17 protein-coding genes and 3 pseudogenes are annotated in these 21,590 nt (G+C 33.7%); 3 read left to right on the forward strand and 17 right to left on the reverse strand.

What is annotated here, in order from left to right; genetic code table 11:
- Positions 1-114 precede the first annotated feature (114 nt).
- From OOK89_RS01950 to OOK89_RS01965, 4 genes and pseudogenes are all read right to left on the reverse strand, one after another.
- A pseudogene (locus OOK89_RS01950) lies at positions 115-846 on the reverse strand (NAD-dependent DNA ligase LigA); the annotation flags it as partial.
- Between the two features lie 31 nt (positions 847-877).
- Positions 878-2,128 (reverse strand): group II intron reverse transcriptase/maturase, encoded by a 1,251-nt coding sequence (ltrA, locus tag OOK89_RS01955; protein WP_264719144.1) that lies wholly within the window; start codon positions 2,126-2,128, stop codon positions 878-880.
- Between the two features lie 34 nt (positions 2,129-2,162).
- Complete coding sequence (locus OOK89_RS01960; RefSeq protein ID WP_264719146.1) at positions 2,163-2,321, reverse strand: hypothetical protein; 159 nt, start codon at positions 2,319-2,321, stop codon at positions 2,163-2,165.
- Between the two features lie 353 nt (positions 2,322-2,674).
- Positions 2,675-3,124, reverse strand: a pseudogene (locus OOK89_RS01965) (NAD-dependent DNA ligase LigA); the annotation flags it as partial.
- 201 nt (positions 3,125-3,325) lie between these two features.
- Between OOK89_RS01965 and OOK89_RS01970 the strand changes: the two are divergent.
- A complete protein-coding gene (locus OOK89_RS01970; protein WP_264719148.1) occupies positions 3,326-4,186 on the forward strand; it encodes a helix-turn-helix domain-containing protein in 861 nt (286 codons plus the stop codon).
- A gap of 383 nt (positions 4,187-4,569) precedes the next feature.
- Here OOK89_RS01970 and OOK89_RS01975 read toward each other — a convergent pair whose 3' ends face one another.
- The 4 genes and pseudogenes from OOK89_RS01975 to OOK89_RS01990 all read right to left on the reverse strand — a co-directional run.
- On the reverse strand, positions 4,570-4,914 hold the full coding sequence (locus OOK89_RS01975) for a hypothetical protein (RefSeq protein WP_015588894.1): 345 nt from the start codon (positions 4,912-4,914) through the stop codon (positions 4,570-4,572).
- 12 nt (positions 4,915-4,926) lie between these two features.
- Positions 4,927-5,736, reverse strand: coding sequence for an ankyrin repeat domain-containing protein (locus tag OOK89_RS01980; protein ID WP_015588895.1), 810 nt, complete (start codon positions 5,734-5,736; stop codon positions 4,927-4,929).
- Positions 5,737-5,925: 189 nt separating this feature from the next.
- Positions 5,926-6,417: a hypothetical protein gene (locus tag OOK89_RS01985; protein ID WP_264719150.1), complete on the reverse strand. Its 492-nt coding sequence runs from the start codon at positions 6,415-6,417 to the stop codon at positions 5,926-5,928.
- A gap of 111 nt (positions 6,418-6,528) precedes the next feature.
- A pseudogene (locus OOK89_RS01990) lies at positions 6,529-6,684 on the reverse strand (patatin-like phospholipase family protein); the annotation flags it as partial.
- 240 nt (positions 6,685-6,924) lie between these two features.
- Here OOK89_RS01990 and OOK89_RS01995 point away from each other — a divergent pair.
- Together OOK89_RS01995 and OOK89_RS02000 are read left to right on the forward strand one after the other, a co-directional pair.
- Positions 6,925-7,839, forward strand: coding sequence for a DMT family transporter (locus OOK89_RS01995; RefSeq protein WP_197907416.1), 915 nt, complete (start codon positions 6,925-6,927; stop codon positions 7,837-7,839).
- A 64-nt stretch (positions 7,840-7,903) separates the two neighbouring features.
- On the forward strand, positions 7,904-9,217 hold the full coding sequence (locus OOK89_RS02000; protein WP_174516729.1) for a UDP-glucose dehydrogenase family protein: 1,314 nt from the start codon (positions 7,904-7,906) through the stop codon (positions 9,215-9,217).
- Positions 9,218-9,219: 2 nt separating this feature from the next.
- Here OOK89_RS02000 and OOK89_RS02005 read toward each other — a convergent pair whose 3' ends face one another.
- The 9 genes from OOK89_RS02005 to OOK89_RS02045 all read right to left on the reverse strand — a co-directional run bounded on the left by OOK89_RS02005 (position 9,220) and on the right by OOK89_RS02045 (position 21,195).
- Positions 9,220-10,422 carry an MFS transporter gene (locus OOK89_RS02005; protein WP_255498567.1) on the reverse strand — a complete coding sequence of 401 codons (1,203 nt, stop codon included), beginning with the start codon at positions 10,420-10,422 and terminating at the stop codon, positions 9,220-9,222.
- 112 nt (positions 10,423-10,534) lie between these two features.
- Positions 10,535-11,578 (reverse strand): threonine aldolase family protein, encoded by a 1,044-nt coding sequence (locus OOK89_RS02010; RefSeq protein WP_174516730.1) that lies wholly within the window; start codon positions 11,576-11,578, stop codon positions 10,535-10,537.
- On the reverse strand, positions 11,575-12,624 hold the full coding sequence (locus tag OOK89_RS02015; RefSeq protein WP_174516731.1) for a threonine aldolase family protein: 1,050 nt from the start codon (positions 12,622-12,624) through the stop codon (positions 11,575-11,577). Before OOK89_RS02015 ends, OOK89_RS02010 begins: the two co-directional genes overlap by 4 nt.
- Positions 12,596-14,401, reverse strand: a complete 1,806-nt coding sequence (locus OOK89_RS02020; RefSeq protein WP_174516732.1) for an ABC transporter ATP-binding protein — start codon at positions 14,399-14,401, stop codon at positions 12,596-12,598. Before OOK89_RS02020 ends, OOK89_RS02015 begins: the two co-directional genes overlap by 29 nt.
- A complete protein-coding gene (locus tag OOK89_RS02025) occupies positions 14,402-15,391 on the reverse strand; it encodes a phytanoyl-CoA dioxygenase family protein (RefSeq protein WP_006280067.1) in 990 nt (329 codons plus the stop codon).
- A 3-nt stretch (positions 15,392-15,394) separates the two neighbouring features.
- A complete protein-coding gene (locus tag OOK89_RS02030; RefSeq protein WP_006280066.1) occupies positions 15,395-17,089 on the reverse strand; it encodes a WG repeat-containing protein in 1,695 nt (564 codons plus the stop codon).
- Positions 17,050-19,386 carry a glycosyltransferase gene (locus OOK89_RS02035; RefSeq protein ID WP_015588900.1) on the reverse strand — a complete coding sequence of 779 codons (2,337 nt, stop codon included), beginning with the start codon at positions 19,384-19,386 and terminating at the stop codon, positions 17,050-17,052. Before OOK89_RS02035 ends, OOK89_RS02030 begins: the two co-directional genes overlap by 40 nt.
- A complete protein-coding gene (locus OOK89_RS02040; RefSeq protein ID WP_015588901.1) occupies positions 19,343-20,302 on the reverse strand; it encodes an NAD-dependent epimerase/dehydratase family protein in 960 nt (319 codons plus the stop codon). Before OOK89_RS02040 ends, OOK89_RS02035 begins: the two co-directional genes overlap by 44 nt.
- A 131-nt stretch (positions 20,303-20,433) precedes the next feature.
- Positions 20,434-21,195: a sugar phosphate nucleotidyltransferase gene (locus OOK89_RS02045; protein WP_174516733.1), complete on the reverse strand. Its 762-nt coding sequence runs from the start codon at positions 21,193-21,195 to the stop codon at positions 20,434-20,436.
- Between the last annotated feature and the right edge of the window lie 395 nt (positions 21,196-21,590).

A 21,590-nucleotide genomic window follows, 5' to 3' on the forward strand; every position in this document is an offset into this window, starting at 1 on the left:
CTCATGCTTGCATCTCAAAGGTTGCCACTCTCTGAAATGTGAGACATACATTATCCCTGATGTCTGGGGAAGATGGAATTTAACCATCACAAAAACCGCAACATCGGATCGCACTCCGCATTCCGGGCAAGTATCAGGAAATATAAACTTTGGTGTATTCCGAGAACGAGACTTTTTATCCACTTCTACAATGCGGGAAATAACATCTCCAGCTCGTTCTACTACTACGATATCACCTTCCCTTATGTCTTTGCGCTTAATTTCATCTTTATTATACAGATTTGCCCTAGTAATGAGAACCCCTCCTATATTTATCGGAACTAATTCTGCAATTGGTGTCAGCACACCGGTTCTGCCTACTTGTACTGATATCTTCTTTATCTTGGTTTTTCCTTGAGCTGCAGGAAGTTTGTGTGCTGTAGATCCACGTGGTGCCTTGTTAGTATTTCCTAATCTATCATGTAATTTCAAATCATTAACCTTGTAGACTACGCCATCGATATCATAGCCTAAATTATGACGATTACTATAGATTCGATCATAGAACTCCAACATTTCGCCTACATTGTTTGCTAAAAATTTATATTCATTAACACAAAAGCCAAGTTCTTTCAGTCTATTTAATACTTCAAATTGAGTCTTTTCTGTACCGCCAATCAAAGAATAAGCAAAATATTTCAGCGGTCTCCTAGCGGTAACTTCTGGGTCCAATTGCCTTAATGAACCTGACGCTGTGTTGCGTGGATTTGAAAATTGATTATCCTTATTTAATTTAAAAAAATCATCATTTCTTATATATAGGAGAGTAGACCAGCGGACCTTCCCCGCCAGTCCCTCGCAGAACTGTGCATGAGCCTCTCAACTCACACAGCTCCCATTATTCAGTCTTTTGACCCACACCTAATGTCCAGTGATAAAAAGTATTTGGCCCTTCTTTCCTCATTTTTCCTAGAAGTTGCCTTGCTAGTCTTCCATGATTTCGAAGCTTCTTATACTTTGCTCTGATCCACTTTTCTAGATGCCGCTCTATGTTCCTCAGAGGTTTGCATATCTCTTTCTTGTAAAACCTACCGTAGTACTGATACCAGCCTCTGACTATAGGGTTCACTTTCTTTGATATCTCCTCCAAAGTTGTAGATGTTTGTCTGTGTATTTTCCATGACCTTATGGTTTGACTAATCTTCTTCTTGGCCTTATTACTAACTGCAGGTATGAACGAGAGGAAATAATCCCCTACTTTACTGTTCTTTGCCATCCTAGGCCTGAATGTATAACCTAGCAAGTCAAAACTTTGTAAAGCATATTCACCTTTCCTTCTATTATCCTTACAATACACTATTCGTGTCTTTTCTGGATGTAGCTTTAGCTTATACTTGGCCAGTCTTTTTCCAATTATGTCTCGCATAAATTCTGCTTGCTTCTTAGTTTTGCAATGCACTATCGCATCATCTACATATCTCTCAAATGGTTTTGTTGGGTGATTTTGTCTCATCCACTCATCAAATACATGATGCATGACTATATTAGAGATGATTGGACTAACTGAACCTCCTTGCGGAACTCCTTTTTCCCTAACTACCTTACTGCCATCTGCTTGCTGAATTGGAGCTTTCATCCATCTTTCAACATACAGTATGACCCATTTGCAGTCTGTGTGCTTTTTGATAGCTTGCAATGCCAGATCGTGGTCCAAATTGTCGAAAAATCCAGATATATCTAGATCTACCACCCAATCGTACCTCCAGCATCTTTCACGCGCCGTACCTACCGCATCCAGTGCAGATTTATTTGGTCTATAACCATATGAATCCTCATGGAATTTTGGTTCTACTAGCGGTTCCAGATACATAGCAGCAGCCGTTTGCCCTATCCTGTCGAATACTGAAGGAACACATAAAATTCTTTGCCCTCCTGTATCTTTTGGTATCGCAACAGCTTTTACCGGCTCTGGAAAATAACTTCCAGATGACATCCGATTCCATAGTTTGTATAGATTATCTTTTAGATTTTCCTCAAACTTTATTATCGAAACCTCATCCACACCAGCAGCACCCTTATTTTTCGATACTTGTTTATAAGCTCTCCAAATAAGTTGCTTCGGTATATCAAAAGACTTTGTTTTATTCATTAACTCCTCCCTTTCGGTTGATAAACAATTAAAACTAAATAACCCAGCCCCTTCGCTTCATTTCCGTTACAGAAACTTCTTCACTACTACGAACTGATCCGCCCCTGTTTTTCGTATCGGTACTCTCACCCTTGGAGTTTAGCTCCTTGGATTTCTCCCTTTTCATCGAAACGACAGGTTCCCGTAGTTCCACACAATAGCCCAAAATAGATTCGTGCCACCTTTATGCCGGACGCCATCTACCCAGTAAACAAGCTCCCGATAGACTTATCCCAGGTTAGAGAAGACCCCTGGTTTTGACGTCATTTAAATCAGTTTCGACACTTCATCAGTGGTTCACTTTCGTTCACCTCTCTATTTCATACATGACACATAACTGTGCCTTTTCCATAACGCTCACCACCTTGGCTCTTTACCAAAGCAGCTTATGGTTGTTTGAAGCCTGCTCTTGTAAACCGGCTCCGAGGGGCCCACCCTCATCTATTGCGTAGCTTAAGCACTCAGTTTGCTCATTTCTGAACATCCCTTGCGTCTCTACGGCACACCCTCGCCCCTAACTTCCAATCTGCCCTTTACATCAGGTAAAACTTTAGGAAAATCTTTTATTGTTGCAGCATTGTGAGTAACATCCTCTCCTACAAAACCGTCACCTCGTGTTGCAGCTTTAACAAGTCTTCCATCCTCATAAATCGCAGAAAACGACACCCCATCAATTTTTGGCTCACATACTATCTCCAACTCATGCACATTCAGAAGTTTTTTAACCCTAGCAAGAAACTCTTCAACTTCATCTCGTCCATGAGCCTTGTCCAACGAGAGCATTGGTACAATATGTTCCACCTCTAAAAATCTTCTATCAGGCGCAGTACCAACGGTTTGAATATCTACTTTTTTTACCAGTTCATCGTACTCTGCATCGGTTATTTCTGATATATTTTCCCGATAGTACAACTCATTGTAGCGTTTTATTTCTTCTTGTAATGCATTTTCACTCATAATAATTTACCTCAACCACTGTTTCAGTATATAGCGACAATTGTAAATAAATTATTGACCGTTGTATTCGTTTAGCTGGTACTTTACAAAGAAGCCACTAGCTTTGCTACTGCTTTTATATTTAATATATAATATTTAAATAGAAATAGAAAAATATTTAATTAGTAGAGATTTCTGCTCGCTTCTAGCCTTAGCTACATTGTGAGATATCAATTTCCTGAAGTTTATGCCTATTGTTTTGGCAGAAGTAGTAAAACTTTAATCAAACTCAATAATACTGTATTATATGTTTGTTCTGCAATTGTGCAAAAAATGACCACTACCAGAGAGAAAATTGCTATCGACTCTTTAAGCTACCAAGTAGTTCAAAAGATAAAAGAGTTGAGGTTATTAAGGGGATATTCTCAAGCGAAGTTAGCAAAGGAAACTGGTATATCAACGTCACAAATACGAAGATATGAACAAAGGATAGATGCTGTTTCACCTGAAAATGCAGAAAAGATGCTAAAAGTATTATCGGCTAGTTTTAAAGATATATTTCCTACAACAGGTTATGTTAATTACAAGGAAGAAAAGATGCTGAGTATACTGCAAAATTTAAAAAAAATTAAGGACCAAGAATTTCGCAGTGCATTTTGTGTATTAGTAAAACTTTTGTCAGGGGAAATTCAAATTGGCAAGAGTATAATAGGTACAAAGTCTATAAAGCACAAAATTGGACAAATGGCAAAAGATTGGAGGTTCGTAAGAGGATGTACTCAGTTGGAGTTAGCGAATAAAATCGGATTATCACAACAGCAAATACACAGATATGAACAAGGTGTAGATTGCATGTCATTTAAAAAGCTATCTGAAGCAGAAAAAGCATTAGTGAATGCTAGAGTTTTATTCTGTGGACCAACAGAAGAAAATTATTACGAAGATGAAGATAGTGAAGGAGAAATGAAAATATTAAATATAATGAAAGAATGTCAAAAAATTGAAGATCAAAGATTACAGGATTTATTGAGTTCATTTTTATCAGAGGTAGTAAAAATTAGCGAAGAGAAGCAGAATCAATAAAACTTATTTTTATAGAAAAGGTATATCTTTATGGACATTTGTATATTTAACAAAAATTTTACATGTTTTAAATTTAAAGGAGGGTGAAGGTGAGAAAACTACAGAAAATAATAAGAGTTATAAAAGGTATCTCTATAGAGCGATACGTTATTTTGTGAACCCGAATTATACAAGGCTGTTTCAAGCAAAGATTTAGGTAAAATAAAGTCGTTACTAAAAAAAAGGTGCTGATTCTAATGAATGCAGTAGCAATGGCTCTGCACAAATGTTGGCTGTTGTAAAACTGTTCATAAAGAATAAAAAGGGTTCAGCAGCGAAAGAGAAACAAGTTGTATGACATGGATGTAATTCAGGAAGCCAACAACAATGGGAAACTTTCGGAGCTACCGCCCTCTTCCCTTATATTTGCCTTGAGTTGAAGCCTGAGCTTTTACAAATAGCTCCCAATATCCCTTCTCATCGCCTTCTTCCTGTATCAATCGTGCTAACCGCTGCATCAATTCATTATTGAGGATAGCCATCTTTGTCCATTTACCTATCGGTTTTGCAACACCAATTATTTTTAGATTTTCTTTATAAACTTGAAGGTTATGTTCAATTTTCTCTTCACGCTCTTTTAGTGACATCTTTCTGATAAGACTTTTATACGCTCGTTTCCTAAAAAAGGAAAATATTTTAATAGCAATGATTAGTATTATGCCACATATAGAAATCTGCTCGTAGGACATTGTTGCACTCCGCTATTTTAAGGTTATTCCGTAAAGCAGAAATAATTCTGTAATTTCTTCGTTTTCATCCGCTACAGCGTTCTCTAGTGCTGTGTAACCTTCTTTAGAGTTATAAAAACATTTCAGATGAACATTTGCTTTTTTACTCAGCAATAATTCCACAATTTCTTTATTGCCATTCATAACAGCCAGATGCAGCGGTGTACAACCACTTTTCCCAATTGCGTTAACATCTGCCCAGCTTCGCAATAAAAGCTCTACATACTCTTTCTTATTTAATGAAACTGCAAGGTGCAAAGGAGTACTTTCTTCTGCATTTTTAGTTTCGAGAAAGGCGCCTCCCTTTATCAGTAACCCCAACATTACCCCATCAGCACATTTTACAGCTATATGAAGAGGTGACTCACCTAGACCATTTAGGCGATTAATGTCTGCACCATATCGTAATAGCCTTTGCATAGCATACAATTGCTTATACTTTATTGAAAAATGTAAAGGAGTATTACCGTAAATATTATAGGCGTTAATATTTTCAGTCCTTGCTGCAACAGTTTGTACTATTTCGATAAAGCCAAATATGGAAGCAACGTGTAGTACTGTATTGCCTTCTCTATCTGCAGCATCAACGTTAGCACCATGTTTGACAAGGAATCGAATGATATTATAAAAGTTCTTTTCTGCAGCAAAATGTAAAAAACTAACACCCAATCTACTATTTATGATCCATTTGAAAACTGCACTAACTAATAAAGAAAAAATACTAGGATGTCTGAAGTGATAAATTTCCTTTGCAGCCTTTTGTAAAATCTTTTCTACTGTCATAGCAACCCCACAAAAAGTGTGTTTGTATTAGAGTATGCAGCGAGAAACGTTTTTAAATTATTAACTCGCATACCCGTTTAGTTAGTATTTTACAAAGAAGCCACTAGCTTTACTACTACTTTTATATTGAATAAATAATATTTAAATAGAAATAGAAAAGTATTTAAGGTAGTATATTAATGTAGAAATCTATTCCTTAGAAATTTGCTCTGAATTTTCTTTACTTACTGGTTTTATAGACACATCTTGAATTTCTTCTTCTGGCTTAGCTAGTAGAGTTGACTCTTCTTTAGATTCTGCTGCTAATTTACGTTGTTTAATAAATTTCTTTAGTGTCTTGACTGCGATAAAGTTAATACTGAAAACACATGCAGAAGTTATGGCTAAGGCTGGAAGAGGAGCTAAACTGAATGTTGGTAAAATTGCCACAATTGTAGCAGATGTTAGTAAAAATGCTAACTTCTTGCTCCCGATTATCTTGTTTTTCTTAACCTTTATTGGGTTTAATTTTTTTATTTTCCCTTTTAGCTTTTTGAAGCCTTTTTTGAACACGTTGCCCTTTTTCAGCTCTTTTTCTACGAGTTTTGCTTTCTTTGTTTTTAAGCTTTTTATTTTTTCTTTTATTCCTTTTTTATCTTTTTTTACTTTAGAGGTTACTTCCGAGCATAGGCTAGGTTTCACCACAATTTCAGAGAGCGGTTTTGGCTTATCGTTTGAAATTTTAGCTTCTTGCCCCTTAGTATGCTTTTTGGGCGAAACTATGTTTTTTAAACCTTTCTTTGCTTTATTTCTTTAGTTTGCTTGGCATTTCAAAAATTTATCTATTAATTCCTGGTTGTCCTCTATCATTGCATTTGCCTCCTGCTGCAGACATTTAATATTTTTAGGTGTTACATTATCCATCTCAGCTGATGCTACTTTTAGTTGTGATTGAATGTCTATCATTCTTATCTTATATTACAAAAAAATCAGTCAGTAACTCCCTGCTCAGATAATCTCTATTCTAAATCTATTAAAATTACGCAATTAAAGACATATCTTGTATAATACTTCTAATGCTACTTTTAGCAAAAATTTGTGAATATGGTTAGAACAGTAAGTAGAAGAGAGCCTGTATGCTATCAACCTTTTTTGCAGCGAAGTTATATGAGCACATCATGGAAGTTTGTATATTAAATTAGGAGTTTTGTGGATTACAGACTAAGAGCTTATTTACTTGGAGTTATCTGGTTTATACTTAGTTTATTTAGTAGTGTAGCTAATGATACTATATCAAAATATCTAAGTTTACATCTCCAAAGTTTTGAAGTAATCTTTTTCCGCTTTTTATTTAGCACTATTACCCTTGTACCTTTTATGCTTTACTATGGAAGAGAAGCTTTTAAAACAAGTCAAATATCTATTCAGATAACTAGAGGAGTATTGTTATTTGTTGGAATAACCTTGTGGACCTATGGGTTAGCTATTTTTCCCATAGTAACTGCAACAATTATAAGTTTTTCTATACCATTATTTGTTATACTTCTTGCAATCCCTTTACTAAATGAAAATATAATTTGGCAAAGATGGTCAGTAACTGTTATTGGCTTTGTTGGTATTGCTATTACTACCAAAGCTTATAGTGAAGACTTTAATCCTAAAATTTTTATTTTTATTGTATCTACATTAATCTTTGCTATATTAGACATACTTAATAAGAAACTCGCAATAAAAGAGTCAGTAATAAGTATGTTATTTTATTCAGCTCTAACAACAACTATTTTTTCCACTGTGCCTTTGCTGTTTTATTGGCATTTGCCTTCCTTGTTAGAATTAGTATTACTACTGATTTTGGGAATTAATTCAAATCTAATTCTGTTCTTCATATTAAAAGCTTTTACTCTTGCAGATGCTACTGCACTTGCACCATATAGATACATAGAGCTAATAATTTCTGCAATAGTAACATATGTTATGTTTAATGAGTTGCCTGATAAAAGTGCTTTGTATGGTATTTTAATATTAATACCATCGACTTTGTTTATAGTTTATTCAGAAAGTAAAGTAATTAAGAAAAATAATGTATGCAACGCTAGAGTAAAAATTTATGACTCTAATTGTTAATGATGTTCTTTTTAAATGTTTAAGCAGTTGAGCTACATTAGGATATTTTTAAGGTAATGACAAGATGTATATAACCATTATAGGAATAGGGTATGTAGGTTTAGTATCTTGTGCAATGTTATCAGAGCAGGGTCATAACGTTGATTGCATTGACATAAATACTAAGAAGATTGAATTATTGAAATTAGGAAAAATTCCTATATATGAGCCTGGATTAGCAGACTATTTAGAGAATAATATAAAGTTACAAAGGATAAGATTCTTCGATTCGTATTCTCAAATAAATCCCAACACAGAAGTAGTGTTTGTAACTGTAGATACTCCATCAGACTCCTTAGGAAATGCGGATTTAAAAAATGTATATAATTCAATAAGTAAAGTTTCTGAGAGAGTTAATCAAGATTGCTTAATAGTTATAAAATCAACTATTCCTCCTGGTACTACAAAAAATATATATAATTATTTATCTAATAAGGGCTACAACTTTGATTTGGGAGTTAATCCAGAGTTTCTCAAGCAAGGCTCTGCAGTATCAGATTTTTTATATCCAGATAGAATAATAATAGGAGTAAAAACTAAGCGAGCTAGAGTAAAACTAGAAGCTATATATAGATCATTTACAGATAGGAATATTCCGTTAATAGTCACTGATACAGTTACAGCTGAAATGATTAAATATGCTTCTAATGCCTTTCTAGCAACAAAAATTGCTTTTATCAATGAAATGGCAGGTTTATGTGAGATGTTAGAAGCAGACATCGACCTTTTAGCTAATGGCATGGGGATGGACCATAGAATAGGTAGGGAATTTCTAAAAGCTGGCCCAGGATTTGGAGGATCCTGTTTTCCTAAAGATTTGTCAGCTTTGATAAGGATTGCTGAAGATCATAATGTCAAGCTACAAATTTTAAATTCAGTTAAGGAATCTAACTATAATCATATAACAAACATCGCTAAAAAGGTAGAATATGCTCTAAATGGAGCTCAAAATAAAAAAATAGCGATATGGGGGCTAACTTTTAAACCTGGTACTGATGATGTAAGAAATAGTCCAGCTATAGATGTCGCAAAATTGTTAGTGAATAACAACGCTAAAATTACTGCATATGACCCAGTGGGAATGAATAATGCTAGGCAAGTTCTAAAGGATATAGAGTACGCGGATAACGCTATAGAAGCTGCAAGGGGCGCAGAAGCCTTGTTATTGTTAACGGAGTGGAGGGAATTTAAAAGTCAAGACTTTGTAATTTTAAAGGATGTTATGGCTACACCTAATATTTTTGACTTTCGTAATTTATTAGATAGTGAACTGTTGCTAAGATATGGTTACAATGTTTACTCTCTGGGCAAAAAATCTAAGTTTACCTGGGAAGTTTAATGTTAAGAAATATTCCCTATGTCAACTTTATGCAGTTGTTTTAGGTTCCTGCTTGATAATACGCAAAAGCAAATGGATATAATAACAGAACAAATAAAGAAGAATGAGAACATCATGTTATTACCAAAACATTCCACAAGTAACCCTAAAACTACACATGAAAATATTGAACTTGCAATATACCCAAATAATCCTGTCAAGCTTACAATTGTACATACATTATTTTGTGGAGCAATGTCTACAGCTATAACACCTGTTAGTACTTGTACTCCAAATATAAAAAATCCTGATAAAGCTGCACCAAGACTCATAAGAACTATGTTTTGACAAAAGTTCATTCCAATAAAAGTGAGTGCTATACCCAGCATGTAAAGTAATGCTAGCAAACTTCTATTTTGAAAGAAATACATATCACTAATTCTTCCTGTGATTAAAGTTCCAAGGATTCCACCCAAATCATAGACACCTGTGATTAGTGAGGATTGTACAAGAGAGATTTGTAATCTATCTTTTAAAATTATAGGAAACCAAAAGAAGATTCCCATTTTTATAATATAAGTACAAAAAGTAGCATAACATAGAAACCATATGGAACTTGTCACCTTAATGCCAATTTTAGGTTTCTGCACCTTATAGATAGTAGGAGTAGTACTTTCTCTGTAATATGCTTTTAATGTTATGTAAATTCCAAAAAGTAAGCATAAGAGGCCAGAATACAAAAATGCACTTTTTACACCATATATTTTGATTATACTTGGTAACACAATTAAAGTAAGGCAAGAACCAAGTTGCTGAGATGCACTCATAACCCCCCACAATGATGCAATTGAAGAGATACTAGAGTTTGTAATCATAAACTTGGTAATAGCTGGCCAACCTACTCCTTGTGCCCAAGCTAATAATATCAATGTTAACAGTAATAAGGTTAGGTTATTGTATGATAAAATTATACCAATGGTTGATATTCCAGTTACAATATTGCATAGCCCAAACATAAATAATGGATTATCTTTGAAGTCCATGATTATCCCGTTAAAGAATTTCGATACTCCGTAAAAAAAAGAAAAGCAGGCAAAAAAATAGCTTAATTTTACATGGTCAGTATCTATTAACAGTGGTAGAGCAATTGGTATACTCTGCCTTGAGAAGTAAAGTAGCACATATCCAAAAAAGAATAGTAAATATTGAAAGAAAACAAAGTTCACACCTATTCCCCAAACAGTTCCATGCAAATACTAGCATAATACTATGTTGGTATAATATTGTTTTACAAGAAGTTTGCAAACCATTAATGTAGAAAATTGATAACAATCGAAATTACCTATTCAGTATCTTTCTTATAGTAGATATAGTAGTATTAATATCTTCACAGCTTATATCTCTATGTGTTATAACTCTGATTTTACCTCTTATGTTAGCCATCCTAATTCCATAATTTGTCATTAGTATATTTATTAATTCTTGAGCAGATATACAATCAGTACGTAATGAGAAATACGCTATATTAGTTTTGTATAGGTCAATATTGATTATAACTTGATCTATAGAGCTAAGACCTTTTATAAGGTGCTGCATTTTTTTATGATCTTCTATTAAAGAATTCATGTTGTTGTTGAGAGCATATAAACATGCAGCTGAAATAATGCCAGCTTGGTGCATACCTCCGCCAATTTGAAACTTATAGTACCAAGCTTTTTCAATAAACTCTTCACTTCCAGCCAATACTGCACCCATTGGAGCGCCTAATCCCTTACTAAAATCAATAAACACCGAATCAAAATAATTTGCATATTCTTTTGGAGATATTTTAGCATAAGCACAAGCATTGAACAGCCTTGCTCCATCTAAATGAGAGGATACGTCGTTCTTTTTGCAGAGACTTGAGATCTCTTGAATATACTCTAAAGGCCACACAGCTCCACCACCAAAATTCGTTGTTTGTTCGACAGAAACAAGCCCAACTTTTGGAACATTCCTTAAGCTAGGACGAGTAATAAACTCAACGATTTGCTCTCCAGTAAATATTCCTCTTGTTCCTTTAATAGGTAAAGGAGTGGCATGTGCCTGGGCTGCAATTAATCCAGATTGCACTATTAATGGATGCGAAGTTTCATCGAGTAACAAATAATCACCAGGTCTTTGAATGTGCACTTTATAAGCAATTACATTACACATCGTTCCCGAAATCAAAAATATTCCTGCTGGCTTACCTAATATTTTACATGTGGTTTCTATTAATTCGTTTACAGTTGGATCTTCACATGCAGCTTCATTTCCAACTTTTGCTTTAGCCATTACTTCCCTCATTTCAGATGAAGGATTAGTGTTTGAATCGCTAAAGAAATCTATTTTTACCCTCATACTAAATTTAATACAACCTCCTTTATAATTTCAGCAGCATTTATTATGTCTGCTTCCTCTATGCCAAGATGAACAACTGCTCTTATATGAGATTCGAGCCAAGGAAAGAGCAATAAACCATAAGCTTGGCATTTACTCAAAAAAAACTCATTAGTCACATTTAGTTCTTTTATACTAAAGCTTACTATGTTAGTTTCTGGATAAGGTAGTATCAGCTTTACATGTGGAATTTCTTTAATCTTGTCTGCAAACAATTTAGCAAGCTTATTATCTTCTTTAAGCCTAGAGATATTATTCTGTAGTACATATTTTGCTGCATTAGCGCAGTACCCAATTTGATGATAACCACTCCCCAACCAAACCTGTAACTTCTTAGCCTTTTCAATTATCTCTCTTTTACCCATAAGCATTGAACCAAAAGGAGCTCCAAGTCCTTTAGTAAAAGAAAAGCTCATTGTATCTACATATTTAGCATAGTCAGCTAAAGCAACATTTGTTTCAGCATGAGCATTAAATATTCTCGCACCATCTAAATGAAGACTTATATTGTGAGCTTTTAAGAAATTATATAACTCTACTTGTTTCTTAAAAGGATAAATTTTACCGTTAAACCCGTTTATACTATTTTCTATAGAAACTAGACTCACCTGAGCAAAAATTTTATATCTCGGTTTAGAGTTAATAGCATATTCTACTTCATCAATATCTAAGATTCCGGTATTATTCCTAATACAGTTAAACACTATACTATTTACTTTTGCATTGCCTGCACTATCGAAAAAATTAACATGATAATTATAATGAGTAATTAGTTCATCACCAGGACTTGTTTGACTTGCAATAGCTAACCTATTTGCAAGCATACCGCTGGTTACGAACAATGCTTCTTCTACTTTGAATAATTGTTTACAATATTCCGATAAGTTGTTACAGCTTTTGTCTTCACCGTAAGCAAAATCTCCAACGATTGCACTACTTATTGCGTGTATAACGTTGGAGCTTTGTAAAGTTGTAGTGTCACTTCTCAGGTCGATAGTTTTTTCCATTTTCTTTTTTGATATTTAGACAGCCAATTTGAGCATCCCAAAGTTCTTTATAAAGACCTTTCTTGCAAACTAGTTCAGAATGTTTACCATCTTGGACAATTTTTCCTTTGTCAAATACTAGAATTCGGTCCATATGTAAAAGTGTAGAAATACGGTGTGCTATAGTAATGGTGGTTTTATTTTCCATCAACTTAAATAAACTCATTTGAATTGTTTTCTCTGTTATAGAATCTAACTGACTAGTTGGCTCATCGAAAAATAATATCGGAGCGTTTTTTAGAAATGCTCTCGCTATGATTATTCTTTGTCTTTCCCCTCCAGATAGCTTTATGCCTTTTTCTCCGACTACAGTTTCATATTGATCGGGTAGAGTCATAATGAAATCGTGAATACCAGCCAGCTTTGCAGCTCTTATTATTTCTTCGATAGTAGATTGAAGTTTACCATATATAATATTTGCTAAAATAGTATCATGAAACAACAATGGTTCTTGAGGTATTACAGATATTTGTTGCCTCAAAGAACTCTGTGTAACTTCCGATACTACTTGATTATCAATCTGTATATTACCTTTTTTAACATCAAATAGCCTTATGATTAAGTTTATAAAAGTAGATTTACCATCTCCAGAATAACCAACTAGACCTACCTTTTCGCAAGGATTAATGGTAACTGAAAAATCTTGAAATAATGACTTCTGACCCTCATAAGAAAAAGAAACATTATTAAACGTTATTCTTCCACTTAATAAATTTAATTTTTTAGCATTTTCCTTATCTTGAATTTCTGGTACGGTAGTCAAGATTGGCAATGCATCTGAAACTTTGCCGAAATGAGTAGAAAATTGGGTAAGATTCCTAGTTAGATGGTTAAGAAACTCTATAATCGATATATTAATTCCAAGTACAAGAGCAATATCTCCTATTGCAATCTTGTTCAATTGATAATCATGAATTAAAAAATACAAGTTTACTGCTTGGAGTATATCAAATGAATAGCCATATATAAACCAAAGCCAAAAGTATGCCCATTGTAATTTTCTTTCTGCAATAGTTTTTTTCTTGCATACTTGAAAAAATTTATGCCTCTCATGCGCTTGCCGAGAAAATAACCTTACTGATATAACATTTAAAATACTGTCGGCTATACCCGCTATTACTTGTGAACTTTGTTTAGAATGATCATCGGCTAATCCGGTAAGCACCCGAAAACTGAAAACCGAAATCAAAATAAAAATGTTCACCCAAATGAATGTAGCTATTGCAAACTTTATATTTACTAGTGATAAAGTATAAATAGCCAAGATTAATGCTATACTATAACTAAAGAAACAGTCTATAAGCAGTCTTATTAGCTCTATCACACTATCCATTAAGTTACTGACCTTATATACTAAACTTCCGGATAGGTTGTTTTGATAATAGGAATGGTCTTGCTGAAGCAGCCTGTAAAAAGACATATCAGCTATTTTTTGACGCATTGAGGTAAACATTCGAATGTCAACAAAATAGCCATAGAATCTAAAAGCAGTAGTAATAAGTAATGCCATACAAACATAAGCGCTTACAGGTAATAAAAGATTTTCAATTACATTACCTTCTTGATATTTTACAGCTGTATCTAAGATATTTTTTACTAAATACTTTCTAAAAGATAAATCAACAGCCACTACTAGGGCAACCAGGAACATTACAAGCACATTAAGCTTAAACTTGGATAAGATATTCAAAATGAACACCAATATATACTTGAAACTACCAACTCTACTTTTGTTCATTTATAATGCTAGCTCCACCACATTGACTTTTTTATTGAGAAATACAAGCAGTGAAAACCATAAATTTTTGTATATTTTTCCTGAAATGTCTCCAGCATCATGTAGTGCTGACGCTTGATTCAGAATAAGTAGCTTATATAAATCTCGCTTAGCTTCAGCAGTGTTGACCTCAGAAATATTTGTAGTTGTGTCTGTAATAAAGGCTAACCAGCTCTTAATAAGTTCTTCCATATTTTTTGTTTTTATACTTTCCTGGCGACGAAATAATGATAAGTATTCTCTCAGTATAAATTCTGTTAATGCACCACAGTTTAATATACCAAAAACTGAAGGCTGAGGTTTTGGCACACAAGGAAGACTTTTATCTTTTACAACCCATCTCGTAACATAAGCAAACCTATCTTTAGCATCTATATTCTTATCACTACCATGCCATAACCGTGAATCAAAAACTATCGCATCTCCTGCTGAAATAGGTAGTGACTTAATTTTATAATTTTCCCGGTTATCCGAGTATTGATCCAAAAAGTATGGATGCCAAAAATCAACTAGAGGCTGTATTTTCCAGTTGTGACTATCTTCTATAACTTGTAGTGCACCTGAAGTTTTATTGACATTATTCAAAGCTAGCCAAACAGAAAAATGATAAGGGTCATTAAAGCTATAAGAGATGTCCTGATGGAAGGGAACTGCATCTATTAAATCAGCAGTTTTACATATAACATTTGATTTTTTCTGCAGTATCTGGCATTGAAGTGACTTTTCAAGATAATTTTTAATAATTTTATCTAATACTTGAGATACAATTCTAGTTACCTGAGATGATGTACCCCATCTTCCAGTGCAGTTTAAATAGTCAGAAGTTGAAACACCTAATTCTTGAGATAACTTTGATATCTTGCTTATTATATCATTTAAAGACTGAGTTATTAACTCTAAAGGAACTAGATTTTTGATAATAAAAAAACCATTTTTTTGCAATGCTTTCATATATTAACACCTAATGTCAATAACTGATAAATAATCTGTTAAAGGTACAATACTAAAAATTTTAAGCCCTTTTACTTGTTTTAGTATTCTTTTCCAATCGCTCAATGTCCTTAGTTTACCCCCTGTTTCAACCATTACATTAATATCTACAGAACCTCCCACTGGGGAGTAGTAATCTAGGATAGTTTCTATCACTAAAACGCGTGGTATTCCTTTATTTTTTACCAATTTTAAATAAGACAATACCTTATTATCATCATAATGCTGCAGAAAGCGGCAAAAGACACCTAATTCATAATTTGTAGCTGATAATTCTTCTTGAGTTATGAGTTTAATTTTTAAATCTTCTACTGCCTGCCTAGGCACTTTATGTTCGTTGTAATAATATAAGCCTATAGAACCTTTATTGTGTATATCAGAATAAGCAAGAAATAAAGAGTGTACGCCAAATAGCAATATATTTTTAGCACCATCTATATTAACCCTAGAATTAAACTCTTTAGTGTCAAACCTGGAATATCCTAGCAATGCTTGGTAAAACGCTATTTTCCTGTCTTCTGATGTTTCTTTCTCCTTAAAAGATTCAAATGAAGATATTGACTCCTGCCTTAATATATCGGCAATTTTTAACCAATTCTTTTCAGCGGCAACCCTTGCCCACATTGCTGCTGCTTTAGGCAAAAATGGTATTTCCTTAAAACACTTACCTTTTGATGATAGTTGCCATAAGTCCTTGTTCTTATCGTAATCAATAAACCCTATTTCCCACAACGCCCTTAACAGCCTTTCTAGATTTGGAACGATAATATTTAACTTTTGAGATAAAACTGGCATAGTTGCAGGTAAGATATTTAACAAATCAAGTTCAATAGCAACATTTGCGAGGTAAGTTTTCCAAAAGGCTGAAAGTTCTGCAGAAATCTTATGCACTTGAGATTCTTTATCTAAATCAAAAATACTAAACTTTACGTTTCCGGTAATATCGATCTGTCCTAATACACCTTCAAAAGTTTCAACTTTTGCCATGCCATTATAGAATGCTTCTACCATTTTAAATCTTTGCCGGTAAACAGGATTGCCATTAATATCTATATGAAACCAGCCATGCTTATCTTCTGCAATAGCAAATCCTTTATGAAAAACATTAAGCTTTTTATACCATTTATTATGTACTAACTTTCCATGATTATTAATATGTGTAGCTTTACCATCTTTATGGACTACAGCGATACCATCCTTAAAATCCCCAACATAATTGTATTCTTGCTCATAAACTCTATTGCCGTTCAAATCAATATGAAAAAACTTATCATGCTTTCTAATCACACAAATATCTTCTTGGTAATTTCCAATCCATTGATACGAATGTTTGTATACTCTACATCCAGATGGATCAATATGGTAATACCCTGTGTCATCTTCTACGGCTGCTCTATTGCAGTAAAATCCAAAAGTTTTTAAAAATCTGTCGCGATAAATTGCTTCTCCCATTGCATCGATGTGATAAGCGCCTGTCTCATCATAAACTGGTGCAAGGCCAGGCTCGTGAAATTTATCAACTCTAATAAATCTATTTTTGTACAAAGGATTTTCTGACAATTGGTGAAACCTTTCACAGGGGGAAACCCTAATAGATTTAAGGTACTCACTATCTTTCATTAATTGACTAATGGTTTTCTCATGTTGCATGTTTTGCATAATTCATAGTTTAAATAATTCTTTTGTAAGTTTAGGTACTCGCTACTTTGCCATATTTCCTCCAGTTTAACTTCATTAACATTGCCAAAATCTCCTAATGTTTTGCGTAGTTCATCTGGAGCACAGCAGGGACTAAACTTGCCTTCATTGTTTATCCATGCTTCTTTACCTAAAAATGGGCACTGACCACCTGGAGCCAAATCCTTGATACCCTCTTGAGAAAGGATCGTAAAATTTTCTAATTTTATCTTTTTACCATTTGGCAATAGCATATTATCCCTAAGTTCATATAACCTTCCCACCTCCGTATTCCATCTACTAATTGCTAATTCATCTCTCCTCATAGATAGATCCTTAATTTCCTTAAAATGTGCCCAAAGATGATGTCCTTTAACTCTATCTATGCCATTTTTTATAGCCATCTCAACTATGTCGTAAAGTTCATGTAAATTACTTTCTAAAAATGTTAATTGTAAAGTAACGGTACACCTTTCACCTGTATCGCTAAAGTATTTATCTCTAACTTCAAGGAAAGTTTTTAAATTTTCTGTCACTACTTCCCATTTTGAACCTTTCATGATTCTTTCATGAGTTTCTTTAGTTGCCCCATTCCAGGAAATCTTAACATCAGATAAAATTGGTACCAATAGTTCAGCCCATTTTCTAGCTCCTTTAATAGGAAAAGAACCATTGGTCGTGAGGTTAAGCTTCAGGCCGAACTCATGGCACAAATTGATTATTTCATCAAAGCTTTTATACATTAAAGGCTCACCCATAGTAGAAGGAATGATTTCCCTTAAAGGTGTTCCATCTGCTTCCTTAATTACCTTCCTGATAGTTTCTATTGACATTATCTTGGGTTTTATCCCTTTAGCTTTCTTCTCCTCTTTAACTTTACTATATGGTGAAAAGCATTCACACATTACACAAGCAAAGTTGCAGTAATCTGGATTAGTATCAAAAGTAATTCTCCAAGGACCAGGTTTTGTAGCCACTGATTTGCCTTTATTTTCAATAACATTACGGTAAATTTTGTTAAGTTTCTCAGTATGCTCACTTATAGAAGGTACATTACCATTTTTAGTATAAAGATAGCCTCTTTGGGTCAGTTCACTGTATAATTCCTGGTCTGTAGATAGGACTTGCATTTTTTCTGACAAACTATTTGTATCTCTATGCTTAAATAATAGTCCGTTTATTCCATCTCTTACATATTCTGCCATGCCACCATAATCAGCCGTTATTACTGGTACACTCAGTTGCTGTGCTTCATGTATTACTAATGGTGAATTTTCACCCCAAATTGAAGGAACAACTATCGCATCAACTTTATTAAATACATCAGTAACTATATTTTTATTGTTATAACTTCCCATCCATTCTATCCTTTCTTTAACAGCATGTGGAAACTGATCGGCAATCGCTTTTAAAGTTTTAGTTTCTTCCCTTGCCGCTCCCCAAATTCTAAGTTTTGCTTTAGATGATAAGCGAGAAAAAGCCTTCAATAATAGGTCAACACCTTTCTCGGGAGTATGAGTACCTATATAACCGAAAATAAACTCTTTTTCTTGCACCCTATTTCTATTCTTAAGACGATTTAGATCAAAACCATAATCAAGATAAGAAATTTTGTTTATCGGAACATTAAAGTCTTGAGTAAATTTATCCATTAAGAATTTTGACGGAGCAATGAAGTAATCTATATAGTCCACTACTTTCTTTGTTTGCTTCATTCTAGTTGCAACCCATTGTTCCCAATAATTTAAGTCTGAATTCAAGAATTCTTCATCTCCTGTAAAATACCCCTTGTAACATTGGGTTGCACATTTTTGATCCTTCTGTCCATCACAAAGCCGTAACAAATCTTCAGAATTACGTTGAATAAATCTTCCTCTTGGACACATTAACCAAAAATCATGTAGCGTAAAAATTGTAGATATATTTTCTTTAAAAGCAACTTCTGGTAAAGTAATTGATAGATGATTAAGATGACCAAAATGTATAAGATCTGGTTGAAAGTTATCTATTATTCTTTTAAATTTTATATTTACTTCTTCATTGATAAATTTGTAACGATATTTAGTTGTAGGTATATTAATTAAATTCAGTAAGATCCGGGAATCACTACAGTCCAGAGCTGTAGTATAATGGAAATCAGGTAAGAAGCTGTTTTCATGCCTAGTAAATATTTGTACCTCATTATTATTGGCTAGTTCATGGGCAAGAGTTTGGCTGTAAACCTCCGAACCAGCGCTATAATAAGGAGGGTAACCATGAATAACTTTTAATATTTTCATATATTACCATATCTATATTGTTAGGATATTCTTGTGTATTGTTTTGTAGACTTTTTATAAATTTACCTAATCCTACTTTTAATGAATGCTTTGGAGACCAACCAAGTAGCTCTTTAGCTCTAGTAAAATCACCATGGAACTTAGTTACGTCAAAATTTCTTGGAGGATAAAAATCAATTCTAGAATCACTTTCCGTGACTTTTAATATTGTTTTTGCTAAGTTTTCTAAAGTACATGGGCTATTAGTAGTAAGATGAATAGCAGGAAGAGAAGATTTCTCGTTTTGTAAATATTTAACAGTTAAGTATATACCCTCTATAACATCATCCAAATAGGTAAAATCAAAAACACATTCTTTACCTTCTATCCTAATTGGATCGCCTTTCAATGCATTGATACAGAGTGCAGGAATTACTCTACTACTATGATCTAGTAAACCACCATATACATTTGAGAAGCGTAATATTGCTACATTAAAGTTAGAACCTTTTAAATTTATTACTTGTTCTTCAATAAACGCTTTACCTTTGGCGTAATTATTTATTGGGTTAATACTAGCAGACTCTGCAACTGGTAGTTCCTTTTGTTCTCCATATACTTCTCTACTGCTTGCATATATAAACCATGGTTTATTCGGAAGCGACTTGCAGAATTCTAAGAATTGGATTGTACCATCGACATTAACTTTTTGGCACAATTTAGGATAAAGCTCACCATGTATAACTCTAGAAATTGCAGCCAGATGAATAACCCCCGTACACTTAGCGAGTAGCGGCATTATATCTTCTGAAAAAAAACTGAGTGGGTTGTCGCGAAACCTAATATCGCAGCTTATTACTTCATAACCCTGCTTTTCTAACTTTTCTACTAAAGCCGATCCTATCAAACCTGCAGCACCTGTTATTAATATTCCCATGTGTCCCTCTCACTACAACCAGGAAAATCTTTCACACCTATCATCTTACAAGTAAGACTTAAAAAGCATTATAAAACTAGTATAAAACAAATGTCAACTTAAATTAAGGATCAATGAATAAAAAAATATAGTTATGAAAGAAGGGTTGGTTGTCTTCTTCTATTTGCCTGAAAATAACGTTCTGCTTTGACCAAATCCTCTTTGTTATTTACCCCCATTGCTTCCTTTTCGTCAGCGACTACATAACCTGCACGTAAGTTATTGCTTGCTGCAATGGGTATTATATCATTAAGACAACATTCGTTGGTCGAATCATTAAATTTTACTTCTTTTATTAGGGTATAAAGATCTTTAGCGTATGAAACCATTATTCCAGAGTTTGCAAGAAGAATTTCATCTTCACTTTTCAAGACTTTTTGAACATTGTCATTATCATCAATTACTAATCTTCCATATTGCTTATCTTGACTATTAAATCCAAGAAGAACTAAATTTTTATTATTACACTTTAAACAATCAGTCATTCTCATAACTGTATCACTAGATATAAACGGGGTGTCTCCGTACTGTATTAAAACTATGTCTTGGTCAGATAACCGCTCCAGGCTTTCTAGGGCAATTTTAACTGCAGTGCCAGTACCTGTAATATTTTCTTGAATTATCAATTTTATATTATATTTATCAATTATATCTTTTAAGGTACTAAATCTTTCTAACTCCTTTAGAAAAGGCTTGTTAATGACAATTGATAGACTTTTTAAACTCAGCGGTTTTGCATTGTGAATTATATGCTCTAAAAGAGTAAAATTTCCTACTGGGTGTAGTGTTTTTGAGTACTGTGAATTCATTCTACTGCTTTTTCCTGCTGCTAATATTATCAACGTGTTATCCATACATAACTCAAGAACTTACTAGGAGGTAAGTTAAGTGATAATTAATGAGTTGTAAAGTCTACTATAGTTTCCTAAATGATCCAGAAAAAATAATTAACATGCTTGAAATATATAAATCCTCTATGACGCTAATATAGATTAGCCGATAAAGTAAGCTTCCCAGAACTACTCATTTATATTGACCCATCAGTACTTATACAAAAGCTAGTTGATCGAGAAAATAGGCAAATCCTTATCAACGGCCTACTACTTTCCCTAACTTATGCTTCCTTGTTATATTGTTGAGTATACTTTTTAAATAGTTTTTTTCTGTTTTCTATCAACCAATAGAAGTTTCTTTTAGCCCATAAGGATATTTATATAGGAACTGATATTTTCTATGCTGGCAAGAGTCT

It is taken from the genome of Wolbachia endosymbiont (group A) of Lasioglossum morio (assembly GCF_947250585.1).
Taxonomy (GTDB): Bacteria; Pseudomonadota; Alphaproteobacteria; order Rickettsiales; family Anaplasmataceae; genus Wolbachia; species Wolbachia pipientis.

Coding starts and splice junctions, on each gene's coding strand:
- ltrA (WP_264719144.1), bottom strand. CDS start 2,128: ATGAATAAAACAAAGTCTTTTGATATACCGAAGCAACTTATTTGGAGA.
- OOK89_RS01975 (WP_015588894.1), bottom strand. CDS start 4,914: ATGTCCTACGAGCAGATTTCTATATGTGGCATAATACTAATCATTGCT.
- OOK89_RS01980 (WP_015588895.1), bottom strand. CDS start 5,736: ATGACAGTAGAAAAGATTTTACAAAAGGCTGCAAAGGAAATTTATCAC.
- OOK89_RS02000 (WP_174516729.1), top strand. CDS start 7,904: ATGTATATAACCATTATAGGAATAGGGTATGTAGGTTTAGTATCTTGT.
- OOK89_RS02010 (WP_174516730.1), bottom strand. CDS start 11,578: ATGAGGGTAAAAATAGATTTCTTTAGCGATTCAAACACTAATCCTTCA.
- OOK89_RS02015 (WP_174516731.1), bottom strand. CDS start 12,624: ATGGAAAAAACTATCGACCTGAGAAGTGACACTACAACTTTACAAAGC.
- OOK89_RS02020 (WP_174516732.1), bottom strand. CDS start 14,401: ATGAACAAAAGTAGAGTTGGTAGTTTCAAGTATATATTGGTGTTCATT.
- OOK89_RS02025 (WP_006280067.1), bottom strand. CDS start 15,391: ATGAAAGCATTGCAAAAAAATGGTTTTTTTATTATCAAAAATCTAGTT.
- OOK89_RS02030 (WP_006280066.1), bottom strand. CDS start 17,089: ATGCAAAACATGCAACATGAGAAAACCATTAGTCAATTAATGAAAGAT.
- OOK89_RS02035 (WP_015588900.1), bottom strand. CDS start 19,386: ATGAAAATATTAAAAGTTATTCATGGTTACCCTCCTTATTATAGCGCT.
- OOK89_RS02040 (WP_015588901.1), bottom strand. CDS start 20,302: ATGGGAATATTAATAACAGGTGCTGCAGGTTTGATAGGATCGGCTTTA.
- OOK89_RS02045 (WP_174516733.1), bottom strand. CDS start 21,195: ATGGATAACACGTTGATAATATTAGCAGCAGGAAAAAGCAGTAGAATG.